The sequence below is a fragment of the Rhizobium sp. LEGMi-198b genome (assembly GCF_054114205.1).
Genome location: NZ_JBSYVH010000008.1, coordinates 190,887 through 213,042 on the forward strand (window position 1 = coordinate 190,887; position 22,156 = coordinate 213,042).

At 59.6% G+C, this 22,156-nt stretch carries 16 protein-coding genes; 13 read left to right on the forward strand and 3 right to left on the reverse strand.

Going from position 1 to position 22,156, the window contains the following annotated elements:
• Nucleotides 1-101: 101 nt before the first annotated feature.
• Nucleotides 102-1,391, forward strand: a complete 1,290-nt coding sequence (aceA, locus tag ACXHXG_RS26545) for an isocitrate lyase (RefSeq protein ID WP_104827202.1) — start codon at nt 102-104, stop codon at nt 1,389-1,391.
• 27 nt (nt 1,392-1,418) lie between these two features.
• Entirely contained in the window at nt 1,419-1,664 is a 246-nt protein-coding gene (locus tag ACXHXG_RS26550; protein WP_104827203.1) for an SMc00767 family acetate metabolism repressor, read from the forward strand.
• Between the two features lie 179 nt (nt 1,665-1,843).
• Here ACXHXG_RS26550 and ACXHXG_RS26555 read toward each other — a convergent pair whose 3' ends face one another.
• A complete protein-coding gene (locus ACXHXG_RS26555; protein ID WP_104827204.1) occupies nt 1,844-2,170 on the reverse strand; it encodes a hypothetical protein in 327 nt (108 codons plus the stop codon).
• Between the two features lie 179 nt (nt 2,171-2,349).
• Entirely contained in the window at nt 2,350-3,339 is a 990-nt protein-coding gene (locus ACXHXG_RS26560) for a potassium channel beta subunit family protein (RefSeq protein WP_457901277.1), read from the reverse strand.
• Between the two features lie 474 nt (nt 3,340-3,813).
• Between ACXHXG_RS26560 and ACXHXG_RS26565 the strand changes: the two genes are divergently transcribed.
• The 11 genes from ACXHXG_RS26565 (at nt 3,814) to ACXHXG_RS26615 (ending at nt 14,688) form a co-directional block, all read left to right on the forward strand.
• Entirely contained in the window at nt 3,814-4,254 is a 441-nt protein-coding gene (locus tag ACXHXG_RS26565) for a ParB N-terminal domain-containing protein (protein ID WP_285169280.1), read from the forward strand.
• 124 nt (nt 4,255-4,378) lie between these two features.
• Nucleotides 4,379-5,374, forward strand: a complete 996-nt coding sequence (locus ACXHXG_RS26570; RefSeq protein WP_457901278.1) for an ornithine cyclodeaminase — start codon at nt 4,379-4,381, stop codon at nt 5,372-5,374.
• 11 nt (nt 5,375-5,385) lie between these two features.
• Nucleotides 5,386-6,699, forward strand: coding sequence for a type III PLP-dependent enzyme domain-containing protein (locus ACXHXG_RS26575; RefSeq protein ID WP_457901279.1), 1,314 nt, complete (start codon nt 5,386-5,388; stop codon nt 6,697-6,699).
• On the forward strand, nt 6,696-7,763 hold the full coding sequence (locus tag ACXHXG_RS26580) for a PLP-dependent cysteine synthase family protein (RefSeq protein WP_283051710.1): 1,068 nt from the start codon (nt 6,696-6,698) through the stop codon (nt 7,761-7,763). Before ACXHXG_RS26575 ends, ACXHXG_RS26580 begins: the two co-directional genes overlap by 4 nt.
• Nucleotides 7,764-7,776: 13 nt before the next feature.
• Nucleotides 7,777-9,198 (forward strand): MATE family efflux transporter, encoded by a 1,422-nt coding sequence (locus ACXHXG_RS26585; protein ID WP_457901401.1) that lies wholly within the window; start codon nt 7,777-7,779, stop codon nt 9,196-9,198.
• A gap of 230 nt (nt 9,199-9,428) precedes the next feature.
• Nucleotides 9,429-10,349: an ABC transporter substrate-binding protein gene (locus ACXHXG_RS26590; RefSeq protein ID WP_457901280.1), complete on the forward strand. Its 921-nt coding sequence runs from the start codon at nt 9,429-9,431 to the stop codon at nt 10,347-10,349.
• A 50-nt stretch (nt 10,350-10,399) separates the two neighbouring features.
• Entirely contained in the window at nt 10,400-11,377 is a 978-nt protein-coding gene (locus ACXHXG_RS26595; RefSeq protein ID WP_457901281.1) for a FecCD family ABC transporter permease, read from the forward strand.
• 2 nt (nt 11,378-11,379) lie between these two features.
• Nucleotides 11,380-12,414, forward strand: coding sequence for a FecCD family ABC transporter permease (locus ACXHXG_RS26600; protein WP_457901282.1), 1,035 nt, complete (start codon nt 11,380-11,382; stop codon nt 12,412-12,414).
• Nucleotides 12,415-12,421: 7 nt separating this feature from the next.
• The gene (locus ACXHXG_RS26605) at nt 12,422-13,210 is read left to right on the forward strand and encodes an ABC transporter ATP-binding protein (protein ID WP_457901283.1); all 789 of its coding nucleotides are present in this window, start codon (nt 12,422-12,424) and stop codon (nt 13,208-13,210) included.
• Nucleotides 13,211-13,272: 62 nt separating this feature from the next.
• A complete protein-coding gene (locus ACXHXG_RS26610; protein WP_104827213.1) occupies nt 13,273-13,566 on the forward strand; it encodes a hypothetical protein in 294 nt (97 codons plus the stop codon).
• Nucleotides 13,567-13,698: 132 nt separating this feature from the next.
• Nucleotides 13,699-14,688: a Tim44 domain-containing protein gene (locus tag ACXHXG_RS26615; RefSeq protein ID WP_457901284.1), complete on the forward strand. Its 990-nt coding sequence runs from the start codon at nt 13,699-13,701 to the stop codon at nt 14,686-14,688.
• Between the two features lie 95 nt (nt 14,689-14,783).
• Here the strand turns inward: ACXHXG_RS26615 and ACXHXG_RS26620 are convergent, their stop codons facing one another.
• The gene (locus ACXHXG_RS26620; protein ID WP_457901285.1) at nt 14,784-22,052 is read right to left on the reverse strand and encodes a beta strand repeat-containing protein; all 7,269 of its coding nucleotides are present in this window, start codon (nt 22,050-22,052) and stop codon (nt 14,784-14,786) included.
• Nucleotides 22,053-22,156 lie beyond the last annotated feature (104 nt).

Here is a 22,156-nt window from a genome sequence, read left to right on the forward strand (position 1 = left end):
TTCAATTCGGGATTGGGCCGTTTTCATTGGCTTCACGCCGCACTGCAATGTAAATTTAGTCACATCACGAAACGCAAGTGGTTGGGAGAAGGAAAACTGCTATGACTGATTTTTACAAACTCATTTCGGCGGCGCCTGCTGGCCGCTTCGACGGCATAGAGCGGCCCTATACGGCTGACGATGTCAGGCGGCTGCGTGGATCGATCTCTATTCGCCATAGCCTAGCCGAGATGGGAGCGAACCGTCTTTGGCAGCTCATCCACGAAGAGGATTTCGTCAATGCGCTCGGCGCGCTGTCAGGAAACCAGGCGATGCAGATGGTTCGCGCCGGTCTGAAGGCAATTTATCTTTCCGGCTGGCAGGTTGCGGCCGATGCCAATACGGCGTCCGCCATGTATCCCGACCAATCGCTCTATCCGGCCAATGCCGGGCCGGAGCTCGCAAAGCGGATCAACCGCACGCTGCAGCGCGCCGATCAGATCGAGATTGCCGAAGGCAAGGGCCTTTCGGTCGAAACCTGGTTCGCGCCGATCGTCGCCGATGCGGAGGCTGGTTTCGGCGGGCCGCTCAACGCTTTCGAGATCATGAAGGCCTATATCGAGGCTGGCGCTGCCGGCGTGCATTTCGAAGACCAACTCGCTTCGGAAAAGAAGTGCGGTCATCTCGGCGGCAAGGTTTTGATCCCGACTGCGGCCCATATCCGCAATCTCGATGCCGCTCGTCTGGCGGCCGATGTCATGGGTGTTTCGACACTGGTCATCGCCCGCACCGATGCCGAAGCAGCCAAGCTTCTGACATCCGATATCGATGAACGCGATCGTCCTTTCGTCGATTACGAAGCCGGCCGCACCGTGGAGGGTTTCTATCGGGTCAGGAATGGCATCGAGCCCTGTATCGCCCGCGCCGTCGCCTATGCACCGCATTGCGACCTGATCTGGTGCGAGACATCGAAGCCGGATCTGGAGCAGGCGCGAAAATTTGCCGAAGGCGTGCACCGGGTTCATCCGGGCAAACTGCTCGCTTACAATTGCTCGCCGTCCTTCAACTGGAGCAAAAACCTCGATGACGCGACAATCGCCAAGTTCCAGCGCGAACTCGGAGCGATGGGCTACAAGTTCCAGTTCATCACGCTCGCGGGCTTCCATCAACTGAACTACGGCATGTTCGAGCTTGCCCGCGGCTACAAGGCTCGCCAGATGGCGGCCTATTCGGAACTGCAGGAAGCGGAGTTCGCGGCCGAAGCCAATGGCTACACCGCCACCAAGCATCAGCGCGAGGTCGGCACCGGCTATTTCGACGCCGTCTCACTGGCAATCACCGGCGGCCAGTCTTCGACTACCGCCATGCATGAATCGACCGAGCACGCGCAATTCAAGCCGGCTGCGGAATAAATAACCATCAATCGGAGGAGAACGACAATGCCATCCATCGCACGCATCAGCGAAAGAACCGAAGAACAGTCTTCGAGCATGAATGCCGACCAACAGGCTGTTATCCGCATGCTGGCTAATGAGCTGCATCGCCTCAACCAGGTCGTTATGGATGCGGTCGAGGCTGGAGTCTCCGTCGAGCTGGTACGTTCCGCTCGCCATCACAGCGGCAACGGCAACTGGGGCGACCTGTTGACCCCCGTCATCGTCGCCAACGGTTCTCACACCGCCTAGCGCCCTGGGTTTTAACGCATACAGGCTGCTCTTTGAAACCAGAGCACCCCGCTTTCGGTGGTCCACCAGAAAGCGGGGTGCTCTGAATAGGTGCTTATTGAAAGCATCCGATATTTTACCGGCCATATCAGGCCTTGGGACCGAGAGCCGATCTGCCGTTCAGGGCGAAAGGAAGGCTCTTAATCGCAGACGCGCACGCGCTCGTAATGATATCCGTCGTCATATTCGTTCTGAACAGGACGGCTCTCATGCCAGCATCTCGGCGGCGGCGGTGCAGGCTCATACACTCCACCACCATTGGCGATTGCGCCGCCGATTATGCCGCCGATAAGCCCGGCTGCAACGCCGCCAGCGATTACATTTCCATCATGGTGATGATGATGACGCCGTTCCGGAGGCGGGCCGTCCCGCCAGTCATATTGCTGCGCTTGGGCAAAACCACCAATCAATGTGCTGCTTGCAAACACTGCAGTAAAGAAAACCGAAAGAACTGTCTTTTTCATCATGACCACCTCCGACGCCGCACGCCATACGATTCAAGTCTTCGACTCAGTTAAGGAACGCTTTCAAACATGATAATATTTGCCTGAATATGGCGTGAACGCGTCGTTTTGATTTAATTCATCAAAATCTCGAAGGGGTCATGATGGTATTCCGGTCATAAACCTCGCAGGCTGCTCCTGGCTCAGAACCGCTGCGGAGCCGCCGGCTTGTTTCCGGCGATGGCGTCGATACGAGCCAACACCTCGGGTGTCAGCTTATCTCTGTGTGCCAGCGCTGCCAGGTTGTCCTCCAGTTGGCTCATGCGCGAGGCGCCGAGGATCACCGTGGACACATGGGGGTTCGAAAGGCACCAGAGCAGAGCCATATGGGTGATCGAAATGCCGATCTCTTCCGCGAGATCAGCCAGTTCCACCACCTGGGCAAGCCGAGCGCGGCCGGCGTCGCTCGCCCATCTCTCCTTCAGCCATTCATAACCCGGCAGGTTCATGCGGCTGTCGTTCGGCACCCCCTTATTGTACTTGCCGGTCAGAACGCCCGATGCGAGCGGCGACCAGATCGTGGTACCCAAGCCCATCAGGTCATAAAGCGGCAGGTAGTCACCCTCGACCTTCTGGCGTTCGAAAATATTGTATTGCGGCTGTTCCATCGTCGGCGGCGTGATGCGCAGATCGCGGGCCACAGCATAGGCTTCGGTCAATTGCTGGGCTGACCATTCCGACGTACCCCAATAGAGGATTTTGCCCTGGGTAACGAGATCGTGCATGGCGCGAACCGTTTCCTCGATCGGGGTATCGATGTCGGGCCGGTGGCAAAAATAGAGATCGAGATAATCCACCTGCAGGCGCTTCAGCGCAGCGTGAGCGGCGTCCGTAACATGCTTGCGCGACAGGCCCCGTTGGGTCGGCTTCTGGCCACCCCAAAACACCTTGCTCGAAACGATGAAGCTATCCCGGCTCCAGCCCAGCGATTTCAGGGCTTCACCCATAACGATTTCGGATTTCCCGCTCTCATAGCCCTCGGCATTGTCGAAGAAATTGATGCCGCTGTCGTAGGCACGCGACATCAGACTTACGGCATCGCTGCCTTCGACCTGTCGGCCGAAGGTAACCCACGATCCGAACGAGAATTCGCTGACCTGCAGACCCGACTTTCCAAGACGACGATATTCCATGGTGCAACTCCTCCGGGGGCAATCGATGCGGCAACATAGGCGCATAGCAGCAACAAAGACAATCACCTTCCCGTCAGCTTTCGTTGAATACAAACGCCGGATTTGCGCGTCGTCCTCCCCATTCAGCGACCCACGTTGGCGGTCGGCGCAAAGGATGATCGGAACGACAAATTGCCGAAAAACTATCTGACAAGCAGAATGACGAGCACATGAGACCCCGCCGCGTGTTCCATGCCATATGGGCTTTGCGACAGCATCGCATGGCTCATTTTCGCACAACCTCTTATACTATCAATAGTTGTTATACTTTTGTTAGCCAGATTCTAACGCACTGTTTTAGATAGATTCTTAGTTTAATTCTAAAGTTGATTATTTTCATCATCTTTTATTGACTGCATCTTAAAAGGGTGTAAGTTCCCGCTCATAAACGATCCGGCTTGCGCTCTCGCAAATCATGACGTCGGGGAGGCGTGAATGAAAACGAGCATTGTTCAGTACCAGCTTCTCGACCCCAGGAGGCTCATTCCAACCGAAGAAATCGACAGTGACAGGGTAAACGAGCTCGAACAGGAGATCGTCCAATCCGGCCGGTGGACGCGGCCGATCACCGTCCATCGCGGCGATTGGTTCGTCATGGACGGGCACCACAGGCTCACCATTGCGCAACGCCTTGGCTTCAAAGTCCTGCCAGTTGTTCTTTTGGACTACGACACCGTCCGGGTGGAAGCATGGCGGCTGGGTGAGACAATCACTCCCGACATGATTTTCGAGATGGCGCGCAGCGGCCGAAAATTCCCCTGCAAAACGACGCGCCACATTTTCGAAGGCCCGCCGCCGGCTTGCGATATTCCTTTGAGGGATCTCCGGCATCCCGACCCCAGCCCAAGCGCCAAACATTCAATGGCTCCCTCCTAAGGCGAGAGGCCAAACGGCCCAGCGCAGATCCTCCCATCCCGATGGTCGGATGAGCGAAACGCTCGCTCAGCGCCGCCCCTTTTTTCACCTCACATCACATCGGCAACATCGAAAGGCATCGACGATGACCAAGACGTTCATGCACACGCCTGCCATCCATATCCTCACACGTTCCGACCTATCGGATATCGAGCTGCCGCCGGCGGAGGTCATTCGACTCGTCGAAGACGCCTACTTGTCCTATGCCAACGGACAGTCGCGTTGCCCGACCAAGCTTATGATGCCGCTCCCGAACGAGCAGCGGGATGCGGTATCCTATTCGATGCTCGGATATGATGGCGCGCTCGAACAGGTCGGGTTCAAGACCTCCTATCGCCAAGGCAGCGAAAGCGCCGAAAAATACTACACCACGATCAGCCTCTATGACGACACGACCGGGCTTCCCTTCGCGTTCATGGATTGCCATCGCGTTGGCGGTTCGCGCACTCCGGCGACGACCGCGATCATTGCCAAGCATTGCGCCAAGGAGGACGCTCGATCGGTGCTGATGATCGGGACAGGTGCGCAGGGCATCAATACGCTGCCATATCTTCTGACCGCCCTGCCCCGCCTGCAAACCCTGCGCCTCTTTGGCACGCATCCCGACGGGATTGCCGCGAGCCTCTCCACATTTGCCAAGTATTTTCCCGATCGTGAGATCGAGTTGGTGAAGGATGTCCCGGAAGCTGTCGCAGCGTCCGATATCGTCGTGGCCGCCTCCGGCCGGGCCGCCCACCCCAAAGTCCAGACCAAGTGGCTCAAGCCCGGTGGTCTATTGATCTCGGTTGCCAGCAAGGGGGTTGAATCGGGCGCATTGCACGATGCGGACTATGCGATCGCGACGAACGAGGGTCAGTTGGGCGTCACCGGAAAGAGGCTCGCCGGCCCGGACGGCGTTGCCAGAATCGACGCAGAACTGCCTGAAATCGTCGGCGGCCGCAAACCCGGGCGCAACACCCAAGAGGACCGGGTGTTCGCCTTCAGCAGCGGCATGATCATCACGGATATCCCTGTCGCCCATGCATTGGCCACCAGAGGGATTGCCGCCGGCCGCGGCAAGCGGGTCGAACTATGGAGCTAATGATCAATTCGATGCGCGCTCGTGAACAGGCCTGGGCGACCGCCGTCAGGCAGGACATTGAGCTGCTGAGCCAGATTCACGGCGCCACGGATGGCCCGTTTCACATCATCCATCCCGAGAGCTTTGCCGACAATCTCGCGGCCTTCCAGCGCATTCTGCGGGAAAGGAACGTGGCAGGACATGTTTATTTCGGCAAGAAAGCCAATAAGGCGGGCGCATGGCTGCGTGAGGTTGCAAGGCTGCACGGATCAGTGGACGTCGCCAGCATACCCGAATTTGTTCATGCGCTGGCCAACGGCGTTCGGGGTGAGAATATTGGCGTGACGGGCGCCGCCAAGAGCAACGATCTCTTGTGGCTGGCTTGCCGCCACGGTGCAACCGTTGCCATCGACGCCCTGGACGAAATGGAGCGGGCGATCGGCATCGCGGCGGACACCGCTCCCTTGCGAGTCCTGCTGCGTGTGCTGCCGCCCTCAGGGCAGAACAGCCGCTTCGGACTCAATTCAAATGACCTTCGCGTGGCGCTCGAGCGCTGCGCGAAGGCCGGAGCCCACCTGATCATGGATGGCTTTTCGTTCCACCTCGACGGCTATGCGGTGCAGCCGCGCGCCGAATTGGCATCGATGTTGATCGACCAATGCCTGGAAGCACGCCGACAGGGCTTTCCGGCATCCGCCATTTCCATAGGCGGAGGCTTTGCCTGCACCTATGTCGAAGAGCCCGATTGGAAAGCTTTCAAGGAACTAGCTGATCCGGCTGATTTTCATGCGGAAAAGAGCTTCAGCCACTTCTATCCCTACTACCAGGCCCCCACGGGCGCCGCCATGCTCGACGCGATCCTGCAAAGCCGAGATGCAGAGGGAACGCTCGCATCGAAGCTGATCGCTGCGGACGTGCAACTATACCTCGAGCCGGGTCGAGCCCTTCTCGACGGTGCGGGAATCACGGTTTTTCCGGTGCAGGGTTTCAAGAAAAATGCAGAGCACGGCATCGTTACCGTCGCCGGCCTCAGCATGAGCTTGTCGGAACAATGGAAAAACAGCGAGTTTCTGCCGACCCCTGTTCTGGTGCAAAGGGGAGAAGCCCGCCCGCAGGAGCCCGTTCGGGCAGCGATCGGCGGCTCCAGTTGCATGGAATATGACGTTCTGACCTGGCGCAAGATCGCATTTCCCGCGGCACCTCGGTATGGCGATCTGATCATCTACCCCAATACCGCCGGCTATCAGATGGACAAGAACGAGAGTGAGTTTCACCAGCTCGCCTTGCCGCCCAAGATTGTTGTGGCCCGGCAAGGCGAACGTTTCACCTGGAGAATGGATCAATGACCAGACACATTAGCCGGCCTGCTGAACGAGTGGTAACCACATGCTCCGAGCTGATTGGCGACACGCCGTTGCTGGAACTTGCCCGGACGGGATCCGGCAGTCGATTGCTGCTCAAACTGGAACAGTTCAACCCGACCGGCTCCTGCAAGGTTCGAATGGCGCGGGAAATGATCTTGGCGGCCGAGCGGGACGGAAAACTGAAGCCGGGCGGCTGCATCGTCGAGCCGACCTCGGGCAATACCGGAACGGGCCTGGCGCTTGCGGCGATCGAACGGGGCTATAAGTTTACCGCAGTCGTAGACAGCCACGCATCGCGCGACAAGCTTCGGGCGATGAAGGCCATGGGCGTCGATCTCGTTTTTATCGAGGGCAAGGGAGAAGGCCCAAGCACTGTCGAGCGGCGGCGCGTCGCGGGGGAAATTGCCAAGGAAACAGGTGCATTCTGGCCGGATCAGCACCATAACCCCAACAACAACAATGGTTATGTTGGCCTCGCGGCCGAACTGCTGCGTGACCTCGGCACGGATGTCGACTATCTCGTCGGCGCGGTCGGCACCGGCGGCACTCTATGCGGAACGGTAAGGGAGTTGCGCCGCCTCGGCTCGCAGGTAACGAGCATCGGCGTCGAACCGACAGGATCGATTATCTTCGGAGGACGACCCGGCAAATATTGGCAGACCGGCGCCGGCGCGCCGGGCGGATTTACCGTCGGCCCCAATGTCGATCACGCTCTGATCGATGAGGGACTGACGGTCGGCGACATCGATGCGTTCACTGCTGCCCGTGTTGTCGCTCGCCGAACGGGAATGCTTGTCGGCGGCACCGCCGGCGCCGGGATCCATGTGGCACTCAAGCGTTTGGCCCTTATCGAGCCGAACAGCACAATGGTGGTCCTGGTCTGTGACGCGGGCGAAAAATATCTCGATACCATTTACGACGATGAGTGGCTTCGGGAGCGTCATCTGTTCGACGAGACAGCACATCGGCGACTGCATCGGCTCTTCGATGCGTACCGGGAATCGATATATCTGGCATCTCGAACCGCCGCAGCGGTGGGAGCATAACGACGTGGCCACAATGCAATTTCGGAACTATCGGGAAATCATCGCGCTCGCCGCGCCCATTGCCGGCATTCAGTTCGCTCAGGTCGCTCTTACCAGCACCGATCTCCTGATGATGGGCTTCATCAGTGTCCAAGCGGTTGCTGCCGGCGGTCTCGCGATCCTGCTCTATAACCAACTGCGTACGATGTGCGTCGGCATGGTAACGGGCGTCGGCAACATGATTGCCGCCTCGGTCGGCCGAGGAGAAAAAAGAACCGGCACCTCATCCATTGACACCACTGCGCATGACGAAATTCGTGATTTGCTTCGTGCGTCCATGCTGCTTGCGACAATCGTGGCGATCGCCGCGGGCATTGTCCTCGTCGCGCTCAGCTATTGCCTGGTCTTTCTCGGGCAGAGCAGCGAGGTCGTCGAGCTTGCGAAGCCGATTATGCTGACCCTCGCACCGGGCCTATTGCCAATGCTCTGGCTCAATGTCCTGCGTCAGTTTGCGGTCGGAATGCGTCGCGCTGGCTCCCTCTTGCGGGTTACGATCATCTCGATCGGCGTCAACGCTTTGCTCGATGCCGCTTTCATCTACGGATGGCTCGGCTTGCCGAAACTGGGTCTTGCAGGCATCGGTCTGGCGACCACGCTTGTCCAGATATGGACCTTTTTCGTTTATTTGCGCACGGTCCGGCGGGACGAAAAACTGAACGCCCTCCTCGCGCTGGATGGATGGCGGGCGCAGCCTGCGACGATAAGAAAAATCGCCAGGATGGGAACGCCGATCGCATTGACCTACGGTTCCGAAGCGGCAATCACCTCGATCGCGACCGTCTTCATGGGGACGTTCGGTCCGGTCGCTCTCGCCGCTTCCAACATCGTCAATCAGCTCGCCTATATCGTCTACCAAGCCAATATCGGGCTGTCTCAAGGCTCGTCGATCCTGGTGAGCCGCACGGCCGGAAAAGGGCAGACTGGTGAAATCGGCGCGGTCGCGAGGCGCACCTTCACGATCAGCTTTTCCATCATGACGGCTGTTGGGCTCCTCTACGTCTTGCTTCCGCAGGCGGTGCTGCGCCCCTTCCTGGGTGATGAGGCCGATCCGGCCGTGCTCGCCGCCGCAACGACGCTCCTCTGGTTCGCCATAGCCCATCAGTTCTTCAAAGGTTCTCAAAATATCTGCATCGGGCTGCTGCGGGGGCTCGGAAACACGAAGGCTGGGCTGACAAACACGCTCATCGGCTACTGGTTGATCGGCATCCCGGCCATGGCGGTCTGCGGATATTGGATCGGCTGGGGCAGTTACGGCATCTGGTTCGGCCTTTGCGTCGGATTTGGAGCGACCAGCTTTCTGCTGTGGTGGCGCTTCATTGCGGACCTGAGAATGGCATCGGCCATGCCGCAAGACCCAGAATATCGGGCACCCGTCGGGTTTGGCGGAAAGGCATGACGATATTCCGCACGCCGCGCCAAAAGATGATTGTATTCATCATGTTTTGTCGTTAAAGCAGACAATAACGATCAAGTTTTTCGGGCAAAAGCGCCGAGGTGCCGTTTCTCCTTGAGCGGCGGACAGGCTGTGCCTGTCGAATGAACGTTATGTTGTAACAAATATTGACCTGGAGGTTCGCCATGAGGCGGCGCGTGTTGAGCGTGTGTAATATTGCAAGCATTATTGTCATGTTGATCTCGGGAAGCGCTTTCGCAGAGGAAAAACAGACGCTTTCGATCGTGGATGATCGTGGTGTGACCGTGCAGGCCCCGGTCAACCCCAAACGGATTGCTTCGGTTTCCTACCTCGCGGTCGATGTCGCGCTGGCCCTCGGCATCAAGCCTGTTGCGACCACCTACATGACGGCCGGACGCGAACCGGACTACCTTCTCGGCCTAACAAAGGACATGAAGCAGATCGGGCAACGGGCAAAGCCCAATCTCGAACTGCTGTCGGAAGTCCGGCCCGACGTCATCATTGCCATGAAACGCTATACCGTCGGCAACGCTGCACAGTTCGAGAAGATCGCGCCCTATGTCGCCTATAATATGGAGCTTCTGAGCCAAAGCTATCAGGAGGTCAGCGACCTTTCGAAGCTATTCGGAAATCCGCAGCGTGGCGAAGAACTGAATGCCGCTTTCAAGAAGGATCTCGAAGATTTCGCCGCGAAGGCGCCGAAGGATGTGCACCCGCGTTTCCAGATCATGTGGGCGGGCGATACCCCCTTCTCCTTCCATACGGAAAACACCGCGGCGTCGATCGTTGCAGCGCTCGGAGGCGACAATATTGCCGGCCCGATGACGCAGAACGGTAAGTTCGGCCAGGAACTGAGCCTCGAAACGATGCTGGAAAAAGATCCGCAGGTGATCTTCGTCTATGACAGCGGACCGGATCGTCCGCATGAGAACAATCCCATCTGGCAGCAGCTCTCGGCAGTCAAGAACGGTCGCGTGTTCTATGTCGGCGACGAGTGGGTGGAAACCAATGGTCCGATCGCCCGCGAGCTGGTGCTGCGTGAGGCCGCCCATTACCTCTACCCTGACACCTTCCCTGCCGTCGATGTCAAGGCGGAGGCGGCCAAGCTGATTCCGACCGAGCTGCAGAATTGATCAGGCTTGCGGCCGCCACGCGGCCACGGAATGACCTTCGATCGCTGGTGATGACAATGATGATCGTGGTCGCTGCCGCGATCGTCGTCGCCGGCGGGCTTCTGATCGGCGCAAAGCCCCTTCAGCCGCGTGCTCTTTGGACGGTCCTGTTAGCTCCCGACGGGAAAATCGATTCCATTCTCGTATGGACATTGCGGCTGCCGCGCAGCCTTGCGGCTTTCATCGGGGGCGCCGGTCTCGGCGTCTCCGGTTATCTTCTGCAGACCCTGACGCGCAACCCGCTTGCCGGGCCGGGCCTGACCGGCGTGACATCCGGAGCGGTGACACCAATCGTTTTCTGTTTCGTCTTCGTACCGTGGCTTTCGTCCGTATATTATTCATTGGTCGGACTGGCGGGCGGTTTGGCGGCTGCGCTGTTGACCTTCTGGGTCTCACGCGGGGGCAGAGGGCGACCTTTGCATCTGGCGCTTGGCGGCATCAGCATCTCTTTGTTCCTCAGCGCGGTCACGACATACGTCCTCTTGTTGAGCGGACCGCAGGTGCCATCATTGCTTTTCTGGCTGTCCGGCGGCTTTCAGGGACGTTCGTGGACGCAGCTCACATACATGACCCCATGGGTGCTCATCGGCACCGCCGGCGCATTGGCATGCCAGCGAGTGATCGGCCTTCTCGCCCTCAGCGAACAGGCGGCGGCCGGGATGGGATTGCAGCTCTCGTTTTGGAAGCCGTTGCTGCTGCTTCTGGCGGTTTTCCCCGTAGCGGGTGTTACGCCGGTGGCCGGTCCTATCGCGTTCGTCGGTTTGGCCGCGCCGCATATCGCCCGGCTTTTGAGGCCAAACGGTCCGGGATGGACCATTGCCCTGACCGCAGCGCTCGGTGGCCTGATGGTCGTTGCCGCCGATGTGATCGCGCGCAGCGTTGCTGCTCCTCAAGAGCTTCCGGTCGGGATCGTCACGGCGCTGATAGGAGGGCCGTTGTTCATCTACCTCGTGCAAAGCCGCAGCTTCTCGTTCGAGGGAAAAGCGTGATCATGGCCACTTCCTTGCCGCTCCGAAACACCGGCAGCACCGGATTCCTGCTCGTCTTTGTCTTCATCGCGCTCCTCTCCTTCGTCCTGGCGGTGTTCGTTGGGGTGGCCGATATTCCGGCATCGGATGTCATCGCAGTGTTCACGGGAGGCGGCTCGCAGCAGGCGCAATCGATCATCATGGACATCCGCCTGCCTCGTATCGTCACGGGAATACTGGCTGGCATTCATCTGGCTGTTTCCGGCCTTATTCTTCAAAGCGTTACCCGCAACCCCCTCGCCGATCCATCGATCATGGGTGTCTCTCAGGGGGCAACGCTTGCAGTCACCATCTTCCTGCTATTCACAGTCTATATTCACTATACGGGATCGACGACTGTCGCCGAGCTCCCCCTTGAATGGCTGCCCGCCGTTGGCACGGTGGGTGGTCTTCTGGCCGGCGGCATCATCTATCTGCTGGCGTTTCGCCTCGATTTGGGGCCGCTTCGCATCACGCTTTGCGGCATTGCCGTGGGAGCCGTCCTGCAAGCTCTCGCCATCGGATTGATCGCAGGCTGGGGCTCTGCGCGGATCGAAGTGCTGCTGGAATGGCTTTCGGGCAGTCTCTACGCGCGGAGTTGGGAACATGCCGCATTTCTGTTTCCATATACGATTGCCGGTCTCGCCGTCTTGCCCATGATCCGACGGCCACTGGAACTCCTGCGTTTCGAAGCCCCGATGGCCCAATCCTTCGGGCTTTCTTACAAGCGGCAGTTTTCGCTTGCTCTGCTCCTGTCCTGCGCTCTTGCGGCAAGCGCGGTTGGCACGGTTGGCCCGATCGTCTTCATCGGGCTCATCGTGCCTCACCTTGCCCGCTTTCTTGCCGGCAGACGCAATGCCCTCATTCTGCCGTTGACGGTCGCCCTCGGCGCGGTGACCGTGCCCCTTGGAGATCTTGTCGGCCGGCTGATAGGGCAGGCCGACGAAATCCCGATTGGCATCGTCACGGCGATCTGTGGCGTTCCTGTGCTCATCGCACTTCTTCGCAAAACCCCATGAGGATGCCATGCTGCTGTCCTGCTCCCGCCTATCCGTCGCCTATGGTCCTCGAAGAGCGCTGAACGGCCTCGATCTCTCCTTCAGGCCAGGCGAAATCCGCGCGCTGATCGGACCCAACGGCTCCGGAAAGAGCACGGCCCTGCAAGCCCTTTCCGGTCTGATCAAACCGGCCGGTGGGAACGCGGAGATCGATGGCAGGCCGATCACATCCATGTCGCGGCGACAATTGGCCAAACAGCTTGCCTTCCTGCCGCAGCAACCGGCCGCGCCTGACGAGATGACCGTGGCGCAACTGGTGCGGCAAGGTCGCTTCGCGCATGTCGGCCTGTTCAAAAGCTATGGTCCGCGGGATGAGGATGCCATTCGCTGGGCGCTGGAAAGCACAGGGCTCCACGGTTATGCCGACAGGAGCCTGCGGGAACTGTCCGGCGGCGAGCGCCAGCGGGCTTGGATCTCGGCGGCGATTGCGCAGGAAGCACGGATTTTGCTGCTCGACGAGCCGACCTCGTTCCTCGACATCGGCTACCAGGTGGAGGTTCTCGATCTCGCCCACCGGCTCAGCCGGGAAAAGGGTGTCACCATCATCATGGCGATCCACGATCTCAACCAGGCAATGTCGGTTTGCGATCAGATCTCATTGCTCGACAGAGGCAATCTGGTCTTCGACGGTGATCCCAAGGTTCTGGCCGGCACTGGGCTCATCGAAAAAGTGTTCCGGGTAAAAGGTCGTTTTGTGCCGATCACCTCCGATGCGCCCCCGCATTTCGATGTCGAGCTTGCGCACCGGTATCACTAGGACGAGCGGAGTTGCAGTGGCTTCGGAGGCCGATGGCAAACATCCAATACGGAGCCGCGAAAATGTATCCGGAAGACCATGATCCGAACGCATCCTCCCAGGATTGGCAGGCGGCCGCAAACAAGAAAGCCCGCTTCCATATCTTGTCCGGGCTTCTGTATCGCATGCATGTGATGCAGTGGCTTTTGGGCAATCTGCCCGCTCGCACCGGAGGGGATCGGCGATCCAGTCCCGACTATGCCCCCGGTGAACTTCAAAACAATGAGTTGGCAGACACTGAGCTAAGCGATCTGCGCCAGAAGGCTTTCATCTCCTCGATGCTCCATGCCGCCTCTTCCCGTTGGAAACGCTGCTGACGGAGGGCAACGATCTTGCCGACACACGGAACAGGCAGGCGCAAAGGCGAACTTCCCGCCAACTTTTAATCGCAAGCCGCGTTCCTATATATACGGAACAAGTCATCTTTCTGCCTAAGGACAGGAGAAACAATGCCCGGTGCAGTTCCGCGTTTCACTCAGCTTGCAGTCATCGTCGCCCTTGCCGTTGCTACGTCCCTTGCGAGCTTCAGCGATGCCGATGCGCGTCGAGCCGGCGGTTTTAGTGGATTCGGCAGCCGCGGGACGCGAACCTTTGACTCTCCGGCCATAACCCGCACAGCTCCGACGCAGGCCGCTCCCATCGACCGAACCATGACGCCCCGGCCGCAGACCCAAACCCAAACGCAGTCGCCGATCAATACGCAGCCGCGTCCCAGCCTCTTCAACGGTTTCGGCCGGTCGATGATCGGCGGATTGATAGCGGGCGGTCTTCTCGGCATTCTGCTCGGACACGGGTTCGGCGGCGGCTTCGGTTTCCTTGGCATGCTGCTGCAGATCGGCCTGATCGTCGCGGCCATCAGCTTCGCCATGCGGTTTTTCGCCAACCGGCAGCGAACCTCTTATTCGGCATCGGGATCGAACGCGTCATACAATATGAGCGCGCCGCGGCCTTCTTCCTTCTCCATTCCGACGATAGGCGGTGGCGCTGCGAGCCAGGCGCCGCAAAGACATGCCAATGACGAGATCGGGCTGTCGCAAGCCGATCTCGACCGTTTCGAACAGCTTCTGACGGAAGTCCAATCGGCTTATGGCGCCGAGGACTACAACACCCTACGCCGTCTAACCACGCCGGAGGCAATGTCCTATCTTGCCGAGGAGCTCGGAGAGAATGCAACCAAAGGCGTCCGCAACAGCGTTTCCAACGTTCGTCTGCTGCAGGGCGATATTTCAGAAGCCTGGCGCGAAGGCAATGCCGAATATGCCACTCTTGCCATGCGCTATTCGAGCGTCGACGCGCTGCTCGACCGCACGACGGGCCGACTCGTCGACGGCGACGATCGCAATGCGTCTGAGACCACCGAAGTCTGGACCTTCGTGCGCCAGCCCGGTTCCGACTGGAAGCTTTCGGCTATCCAGGGAACAGAACTCCATCACGCTTGAGCCTGCCTCGGCAGGCTCAATGCCTTGTTCTGCACAGCAATGATGACCAGCCGATCATAATAGTTGTCCATTTGCCATCTGGTCACCTCCGAACGTCAGACCGTCAGGTAGGACAAAGCGTCTGACGCGGAGCTGCTCGTCGTCAACGCCGCGAGCTGTGCCGACGTCATGGAAGCGAGCTGACCTGACGTAAAGGCTTCAGCCTGGGACGTTGACAAGGCGGCCAGCGCACTGGTGCTCAGTCCCGAAATCGCGCTCGTGCTCAGAGAGATGATCTGCTCGGTTGAAAACGCGGCGAGGTCGGTAGCATCCAGTGCTGCGGCCTGCATGACGTCGAAGGAGCCGACCTGCGATGTCGACAGCGCTTCGATTTGCGCAGTGCTCATTGCCGCCACCTGGGCGTAGCTCAGCGAAGAAATCTGGCCTGTCGTCAAAGCCGCAATCTCGTCGGAGGATAGGGACGCGATGGCGGTCGTGGACAATCCTCTGATCGCCGTCGAACTAATCGCCGTAAGTTCCTCCGTCGAGAAGGTTTCCAGATCCGTGGTGGTCAACCCGGCAAGCCCGGTGGAACTCAATGCGGAGATCTGACTGGTGGAAAGCGCTTCGACCTGCTCCTCGCTAAGAACTGCGACTTGGTCGCTGCTCAATCCCGCAACGCCTGCCGTGCTCAAGGCCGCAATTTCGGTGGCGGAAAGCGTCACGATAAAGTCCGTGGATAGCCCCTTCATCGCGCTTGAGCTAATCGCACCGAGTTCTTCCGGTGAGAAAGTGTCCAGCATATCAAGGGTCAGGCCCTTCAGCGCCTCCGAACTCAATCCAGCGATCTGACTGGTCGAGAGCGTTTCGACCTGCTCAACCGTCAAGGCGCCGGCCTGCGCGCTGCCGAGGCCTGCAACAGCCGTCGAACTTAAGGCGGCGATTTGCGCATCCGAAAGTGAGGCGATGTCGACGGTGCTCATGGCCGCAATCTGCTTGGAGGTGAGAGCGCCGACCTGAGCGGTCGTCAGGGCATCCACCTGATCGGTGCTGAGGACTGCGATCTGGTTGGTGGTCAGACCCGATATGGCGGCTGTCCCCAGGGCTGCGACTTGGGACGCCGTCAGCGAGGCGACCGTTGCCGTTGACAAGCCCGAGACCGCGCTTGAACCGATCGCCGCGATCTCGGTCGTGGTGAAGGTATCCAGATCATCCGCGCTGAGGGCGGCAATCTGCTTCGAGCTGAGCGCGCTGATCTGCACGCTTGTCAGTGCCTCGACTTGATCGGTGCTCAATACCGCGATCTGATCGGTGGTCAAGCCCGCTATACCCGACGTGCCAAGTGCTGCAACCTGCTCCTCCGAAAGCGAGGCGATGTCGCCGGTGGTCATGGCCGCAATCTGCTTCGAGGTCAGAGCGCCGACCTGAGCCGTCGTCAAAGCGTCCAACTGATCGGTGCTCAGCACTGCGATCTGATCGGTGGTCAGACCCGAAATGGCGGCCGTACCCAGCGCTGCGATTTGGGCGGCCGACAGTGAGGCGATCGTTGCCGTCGACAGGCCCGAAGCCGCACTCGAACCGATTGCCGCAAGCTCGGCTGAGGTGAAGGTATCCAGATCCTGCGCGCTAAGGGCGGCAATCTGTTTCGAGCTGAGGGCGCCGATCTGCACACTGGTCAGCGCCTCGACCTGATTGGTGTTCAGGGCAGCAATCTGGCTGGTGGTCAGACCCTCTATCCCCGCCGTGCCAAGTGCCGTGACCTGTTCCAGCGAAAGCGAGGCGATGTCGGCGGTGCTCAAGGCCGCAATCTGTTTCGAGCTGAGTGCGTGCATTTGTGCCGTCGTCAGGCCGTCCACCTGATCGGTGCTCAGCACTGCGATCTGATCGGTGGTCAACCCCACTATGGCCGCCGTACCCAAGGCCGCCATCTGGGTCGCCGATAGCGAGGCGATCGTTGCCGTCGACAGGCCCGAGACCGCGCTTGAACCGATCGCGGCCATTTCGGCAGTGGTGAAGGTATCCAGATCGTCCGCACTGAGCGCCGCGATCTGCTTCGCGCTGAGCGCGCCCACTTGGGTACTGCTCAAGGCTTCAACCTGATCGGTGCTGAGCACCGCGATCTGATCCGTGGTCAGACCCTCTATCCCCGCCGTGCCAAGTGCCGCGACCTGTTCCAACGAGAGCGAAGCGATATCGTCGGTGCTGAGGACCGCAATCTGCTTCGAGGTGAGAGCGCCGACCTGCGCGGTCGTCAAAGCGTCCAATTGAACGGTGCTGAGCGCCGCGATCTGATCGGTGGTCAGACCCGATATGCCCGCCGTGCCAAGTGCGGCGACCTGGGTCGCCGACAGCGAGGCGATCGTTGCCGTCGACAGGCCCGAGACCGCAATCGAAGTGATTACGGCTATCTCCGCAGCAGTGAAGGTGTCGAGATCCTCGGCGCTGAGGGAGGCAATCTGTTTCGAGCTAAGTGCGCCGACCTGGGTGCTGGTCAGGGCCTCGACCTGATCGGTGCTGAGCGCCGCGATCTGATCGGTGGTCAGACCTGCGATGCCCGCCGTGCTCAAAGAGGTGATCTGGCTTGCCGAAAGGGTAGCGATGTCGCCGGTGCCCAAGGCCGCAACCTGTCGCGAGCCGAGCGCGCCGACCTGAGCGTTGGTCAGAGCGTCCACCTGATCGGTACTCAGGGCCGCGATCTGCTTGGTGCTCAGTCCACTGACGCCGACCGTGCTCAGCGCCGCGATTTGAGCCGTCGTCAAGGAGGCGATCGCGTCCGTCGACAGGCCTGGGATCGCATTCGAACCGATCGCCGCGATCTCCTTCGTCGAGAAGGTCGCTATATCGTCAGACCCCAATACCATAAGCTGTGTGGAACTGAGTGCTCCGATCTGGGTGCTGGTCAAAGCCTCCATCTGCGCCGTGTTCAGGGCCGCGATCTGCTTGGTGCTGAGCACATTGATATCTGCCGTACTCAACGATGCGATCTGGGTCGTCGTCAGGGAGGCGACGGTGTCTGTCGACAATCCGGCGATGGTATCCGAACTGATCGCCGCAATGTCCTTGGTCGAAAACGTTGCTATGTCGTCCGTGCCGAGGGCTCCGATCTGCCGTGAGCTCAGCGCGCCGACCTGGGTGCTCGTCAAGGCCTCCACTTGAGCGGTGCTCAGCGCTGCAATCTGCGCTGTGCTCAGGGCGGCAATACCCTGCGTACTCAGGGCCGCGATCTGGGCTGTCGTCAGGGAGGCGATCGTCGCCGTCGACAACCCCGGAATCGCACTCGAACTGATTGCCGCAATGTCCTTGGTCGAGAAGGTTGCTATGTCGTCCGAAGTAAGCGCGGCAATCTGTGTGGAATGGAGAGCGCCGACCTCGGCGCTGGTCAAGGCTTCAGCCTGACTGGTGCTGAGCACCGCTAGTTGCTTGGTGCTCAATCCCGCAACGCCAGCCGTGCTGAGGGAAGCAATCTGGGCTGTTGAAAGAGCCGCTATGTCGTCTGTGCTCAAAGCAGCAACCTGCGCCGAACTCAGCGCCGCGATCTGCTTGGTCGACAGAAGCGCAATCTGATCGGTGCTCAGGACGGCGAGCTGCTTGGTCGAAAGTCCTGCGACGCCAGCGGTGCTCAGTGCCGCGATTTGGGTCGTTGAAAGCGACGCTATGTCGCCCGTGCTCAGCGCCGCGATCTGTGTCGAGCTGAGTGCGCCGATCTGGGTACTGGTCAGGGCGTCGAGCTGAGCCGAGCTCAGGGCGGTAATCTGATCGGCAGTCAAGCCCGTAATGCCCGATGAACTCAGCACGGCGATCTTGTCGGTGGACAAGACTGTAACATCGTCACCCAAGGCAGCGACTTGCGACGAAGTCAGCGCCTTGACCTGCGCAGCGGAGAGGAGGCCGACCTGAGTGCTGCTCAAGGCTTCGACCTGATCGGCCGTCAGGCTCACAACTGCGCTGGTGCTCAGGGCAGCAATCTGATCTTCGCTGAGAGATGCGACAACATCCGTGCTCAAGCCCGGCATGGCCTTGCTCGTGATCGACGCGATATCGGCGGTTGAGAAGGTCGCGATGTCCTCTGCGCTCAGGGCCGCAAGTTGCGTTGAACTCAGCACCTTCACCTGAGCCGTGGATAGTGCTTGGACCTGAGCTGTGCTCAAGGCGTCGATCTGGTCGGCCGTCAGGCCTACAACCGCGCTGGTGCTCAAGGCAGCAATCTGAACAGTCGACAGGGCTCCGATAATATCTTCGCTCAGGCCCGATATAGCCTTGTTCGTGATCACCGCGATATCGGCGGTCGAGAACACAGCTATGTCCTCTGCGCTCAGGGCCGCAAGTTGCGTTGAAGTCAGCGACCGCACCTGCGTCGTGGACAGGGCTCCCACCTGATCGGTGCTCAAAGCCTCGACCTGGTCGGCCGTCAAGTTTGCAACCGCGCTGGTGCTCAAGGCAGCAATCTGAACGGTCGACATGGCTTCGATCTGGTCGGCGCTCAGGGCCTGAAGCTGTACTGTCTTGAGGGCATTGATCTGGAGCGTGGTCAACACGGCGATCTGATCGTCGGAAAGCGCCGCGACGGTATCCGTGCTCAAGCCTGTCAGGGCTTTGCTGGTGATCGCCACGATATCCGCGGTGGAAAAGGTCGCTATGTCCTCCTCGCTCAGAACTGCAAGCTGCGTCGAGCTCAGCGCCTTGACCTGCGTCGGCGACAGAGCCTCGACCTGATCGGTGCTCAAGGCCGTAAGCTGTGATGTTGTGAGCGCTGCGACCTGAAGTGTCGTCAATACAGCGATCTGATTGGTACTAAGCGCAGCGACGGTGTCCGTGTTCATGCCCGGGAGGGCCTTGACCGCGATCGCCGCGATGTCAGCGGTCGAGAAGGTCGCTATATCCTCCGCGCTCAGGGCCGCAAGTTGCGTCGAGCTCAGCGACTTGACCTGTGTCGGCGTCAAAGCCTCGACCTGATCGGTGCTCAAGGCCTGGAGCTGTACTGTCGTAAGGGCACTGAGCTGAGCCGTCGTCAATGAAGCGATCTGACTTGTGGTAAAGGCGGCGACAATGTCCGTGCTCAAACCGGGCATGGCCTTGCCGGCGATCGCCGTGATATCGGCGGCCGAGAATGTCGCTATATCCTCTGCGCTCAAGGCAGAAAGTTGTGTCGAAGTCAGCGCCTTCACCTGGGTCGACGACAAGGCCTCGACCTGATCGGAGGTCAAAGCCTCGATCTGCGCTGTCTTGAGGGCAGCGATCTGGACCGTCGTCAATACGGAGATCTGCTTCGTGGAGAGCTCTGCGATGACGTCCGCGCTCAGGCCCGGTATGGCTTTGGCAGTGATGACAGCGATATCAGCGGTCGAGAAGGTCGCTATATCATCCGTGCTGAGAGCCCCAAGTTGCGTCGAAGTCAGAGCCTTGACCTGCGCCGAGGTCAGAGCCTTGACCTGATCGGTGCTCAAGGCTGCGATCTGATCGGTCGTCAGCTTTGGAACCGCGACAGTGCTCAATGCGGCGATCTGAGTGGTGGTGAGCGCTTCAAGAATGCCCGTACCCAGGCCCAAGATGCCTTTGCTCGTGATCGCCGCGATATCGGCGGTCGAGAATGTCGCTATGTCATCCGTGCTTAGGACCGCGAGCTGCGTCGAGGACAGGGCCTTGACCTGCGCCGGCGACAAGGCTTCGACCTGGGCGGTGCTCAAACCGGCGATCTGATCGGTCGTCAGGCTTGCAATCGCGGTGGTGCTGAGGGCAGCAATCTGGGCGGTCGACAGGCCATCGAACTGATCAGCGTCCAAGGCCTCGACCTGCGTTGTTTTAAGCGAGGCGATCTGGGCTGTCGTCAACACGGCAATCTTGTCGGAGGAAAGCGCTGCGATAACTTCCGTGCTCAAGCCTTTCACGGCCTTGCTGGCAATTGCCGCGATATCGGCGGTGGAGAACGTCGCGATGTCTGCTGTGCCCAGGGCCGCGAGTTGCGTCGAGCTCAGCGACGCCACCTGCGCCGACGACAGGGTTTCGACCTGCTCCGTGCTCAATGCCTCAAGTTGCTTCGTCGTGAAGCCCGTGATCTGAAGCGTCGTCAATGCGGCGATCTGATCGGTGGAGAGCTCCGCGATGACGTCCGCGCTCAAGCCCGGGATCGCTTTGTTCGTGATTGCCCCGATATCGGCGGAGGAAAAGGTCGCCATGTCCTCCGCACTCAAGGCCGCAAGCTGCGTCGAACTCAATACCTTGACCTGCGCCGATGACAGGGCCTCGACCTGAGCAGTACTCATGGCCGCAATCTGTTCGGTCGTAAGACTTGCGACCGCATTGGTGTTCAAGGCAGCAATCTGATCGGTCGACAGCGCTGCGATCATATCCGTATCCAAGCCGAGAACGGCCCTGTTCGTGATCGCTGCGACATCATCGGTCGAGAATGTCGCAATGTTATCTGCGCCAAGGACCGCAAGCTGCGTCGAGCTCAACACCTTGACCTGCGTCGACGACAGGGCTTCAACCTGATCAGCACTCAAAGCCGCGACCTGATCGGTCGTCAGGCCAGCGACCGCGCTGGTGCTCAGAGCGGCGATCTGGTCGGTGCTCAGACCTCCCACAATGTTGGTAACCAAGCCCAGGATGCCCTTATTCGTGATCGCCGCCATATCGGCGGTCGAGAATGTGGCTATGTCATCCGCACCAAGAACCGCGAGCTGCGTCGAGCTCAGCGACTTCACCTGTGCCGGCGTCAGAGCCTCGACCTGAGCGGTACTCAAGGCCGCGATCTGATCGGTGCTCAGACCTGCAATCGCGCCGCTGTTCAAGGCAGCAATCTGATCGGTCGACAGGGTCTCGAGCTGATCGGTATCCAAGGCCTGGAGTTGCGTCGTCTTGAGGGCGCTGACCTGGCTTGTCGTCAGCGCGGCAACCTGATCGGTAGAAAGCGCCGCGACGGCGTCCGTGCCCAGACCCGAGACGGCTTTGCTGGCAATCGCCGCGATATCGGCGGTCGAGAACGTCGCTATATCGTCCGCACTCAGGGCTGCGAGTTGCGCCATCTTCAGGGCGCCGACCTGATCCGTCGTCAGAGCCTCAGCCTGATCTGTCGTCAGAGCATGAAGCTGCGTGGTGGTGAGCGCGGAAACCTGGCCTGAACTCAGACTTTCAATAGAAACCTTATCGAGAACGCTCAGTTGATCCAGCGTCAAACCAATTATGGCGCCTTGCGAAATGGCGCTCAATTGCTCGGTATCGAGGACGTCAACATCTTCCGTATCCAAAGCTGCGATCTGAGCCGAAGAAAGCGCTTGGATCTGCGCTGTGGAAAGCGATGCCACATCTTCGGTGGACCACGCCGCGACCGACGCTGTCGAAAGAAGTCTGATTTGATTGACAGTCAGGGAAGAAGCGATCGTAGTCATGCCCGCAAATCCTAAACGTTAAGTCCAGCGTCTCAACAACCAACAGGCGGCATGTTTGCCCAAGCTCTGAATGAGCATCGGCCACTCGATTCCGCCATTCTTTA

Bases quoted from the DNA above. Each gene is read 5' to 3' on its own strand.
- aceA (WP_104827202.1), top strand. From the start codon at position 102: ATGACTGATTTTTACAAACTCATTTCGGCGGCGCCTGCTGGCCGCTTC.
- ACXHXG_RS26550 (WP_104827203.1), top strand. From the start codon at position 1,419: ATGCCATCCATCGCACGCATCAGCGAAAGAACCGAAGAACAGTCTTCG.
- ACXHXG_RS26555 (WP_104827204.1), bottom strand. From the start codon at position 2,170: ATGATGAAAAAGACAGTTCTTTCGGTTTTCTTTACTGCAGTGTTTGCA.
- ACXHXG_RS26560 (WP_457901277.1), bottom strand. From the start codon at position 3,339: ATGGAATATCGTCGTCTTGGAAAGTCGGGTCTGCAGGTCAGCGAATTC.
- ACXHXG_RS26565 (WP_285169280.1), top strand. From the start codon at position 3,814: ATGAAAACGAGCATTGTTCAGTACCAGCTTCTCGACCCCAGGAGGCTC.
- ACXHXG_RS26570 (WP_457901278.1), top strand. From the start codon at position 4,379: ATGACCAAGACGTTCATGCACACGCCTGCCATCCATATCCTCACACGT.
- ACXHXG_RS26575 (WP_457901279.1), top strand. From the start codon at position 5,386: ATGCGCGCTCGTGAACAGGCCTGGGCGACCGCCGTCAGGCAGGACATT.
- ACXHXG_RS26580 (WP_283051710.1), top strand. From the start codon at position 6,696: ATGACCAGACACATTAGCCGGCCTGCTGAACGAGTGGTAACCACATGC.
- ACXHXG_RS26585 (WP_457901401.1), top strand. From the start codon at position 7,777: ATGCAATTTCGGAACTATCGGGAAATCATCGCGCTCGCCGCGCCCATT.
- ACXHXG_RS26590 (WP_457901280.1), top strand. From the start codon at position 9,429: ATGTTGATCTCGGGAAGCGCTTTCGCAGAGGAAAAACAGACGCTTTCG.
- ACXHXG_RS26595 (WP_457901281.1), top strand. From the start codon at position 10,400: ATGACAATGATGATCGTGGTCGCTGCCGCGATCGTCGTCGCCGGCGGG.
- ACXHXG_RS26600 (WP_457901282.1), top strand. From the start codon at position 11,380: ATGGCCACTTCCTTGCCGCTCCGAAACACCGGCAGCACCGGATTCCTG.
- ACXHXG_RS26605 (WP_457901283.1), top strand. From the start codon at position 12,422: ATGCTGCTGTCCTGCTCCCGCCTATCCGTCGCCTATGGTCCTCGAAGA.
- ACXHXG_RS26610 (WP_104827213.1), top strand. From the start codon at position 13,273: ATGTATCCGGAAGACCATGATCCGAACGCATCCTCCCAGGATTGGCAG.
- ACXHXG_RS26615 (WP_457901284.1), top strand. From the start codon at position 13,699: ATGCCCGGTGCAGTTCCGCGTTTCACTCAGCTTGCAGTCATCGTCGCC.
- ACXHXG_RS26620 (WP_457901285.1), bottom strand. From the start codon at position 22,052: ATGACTACGATCGCTTCTTCCCTGACTGTCAATCAAATCAGACTTCTT.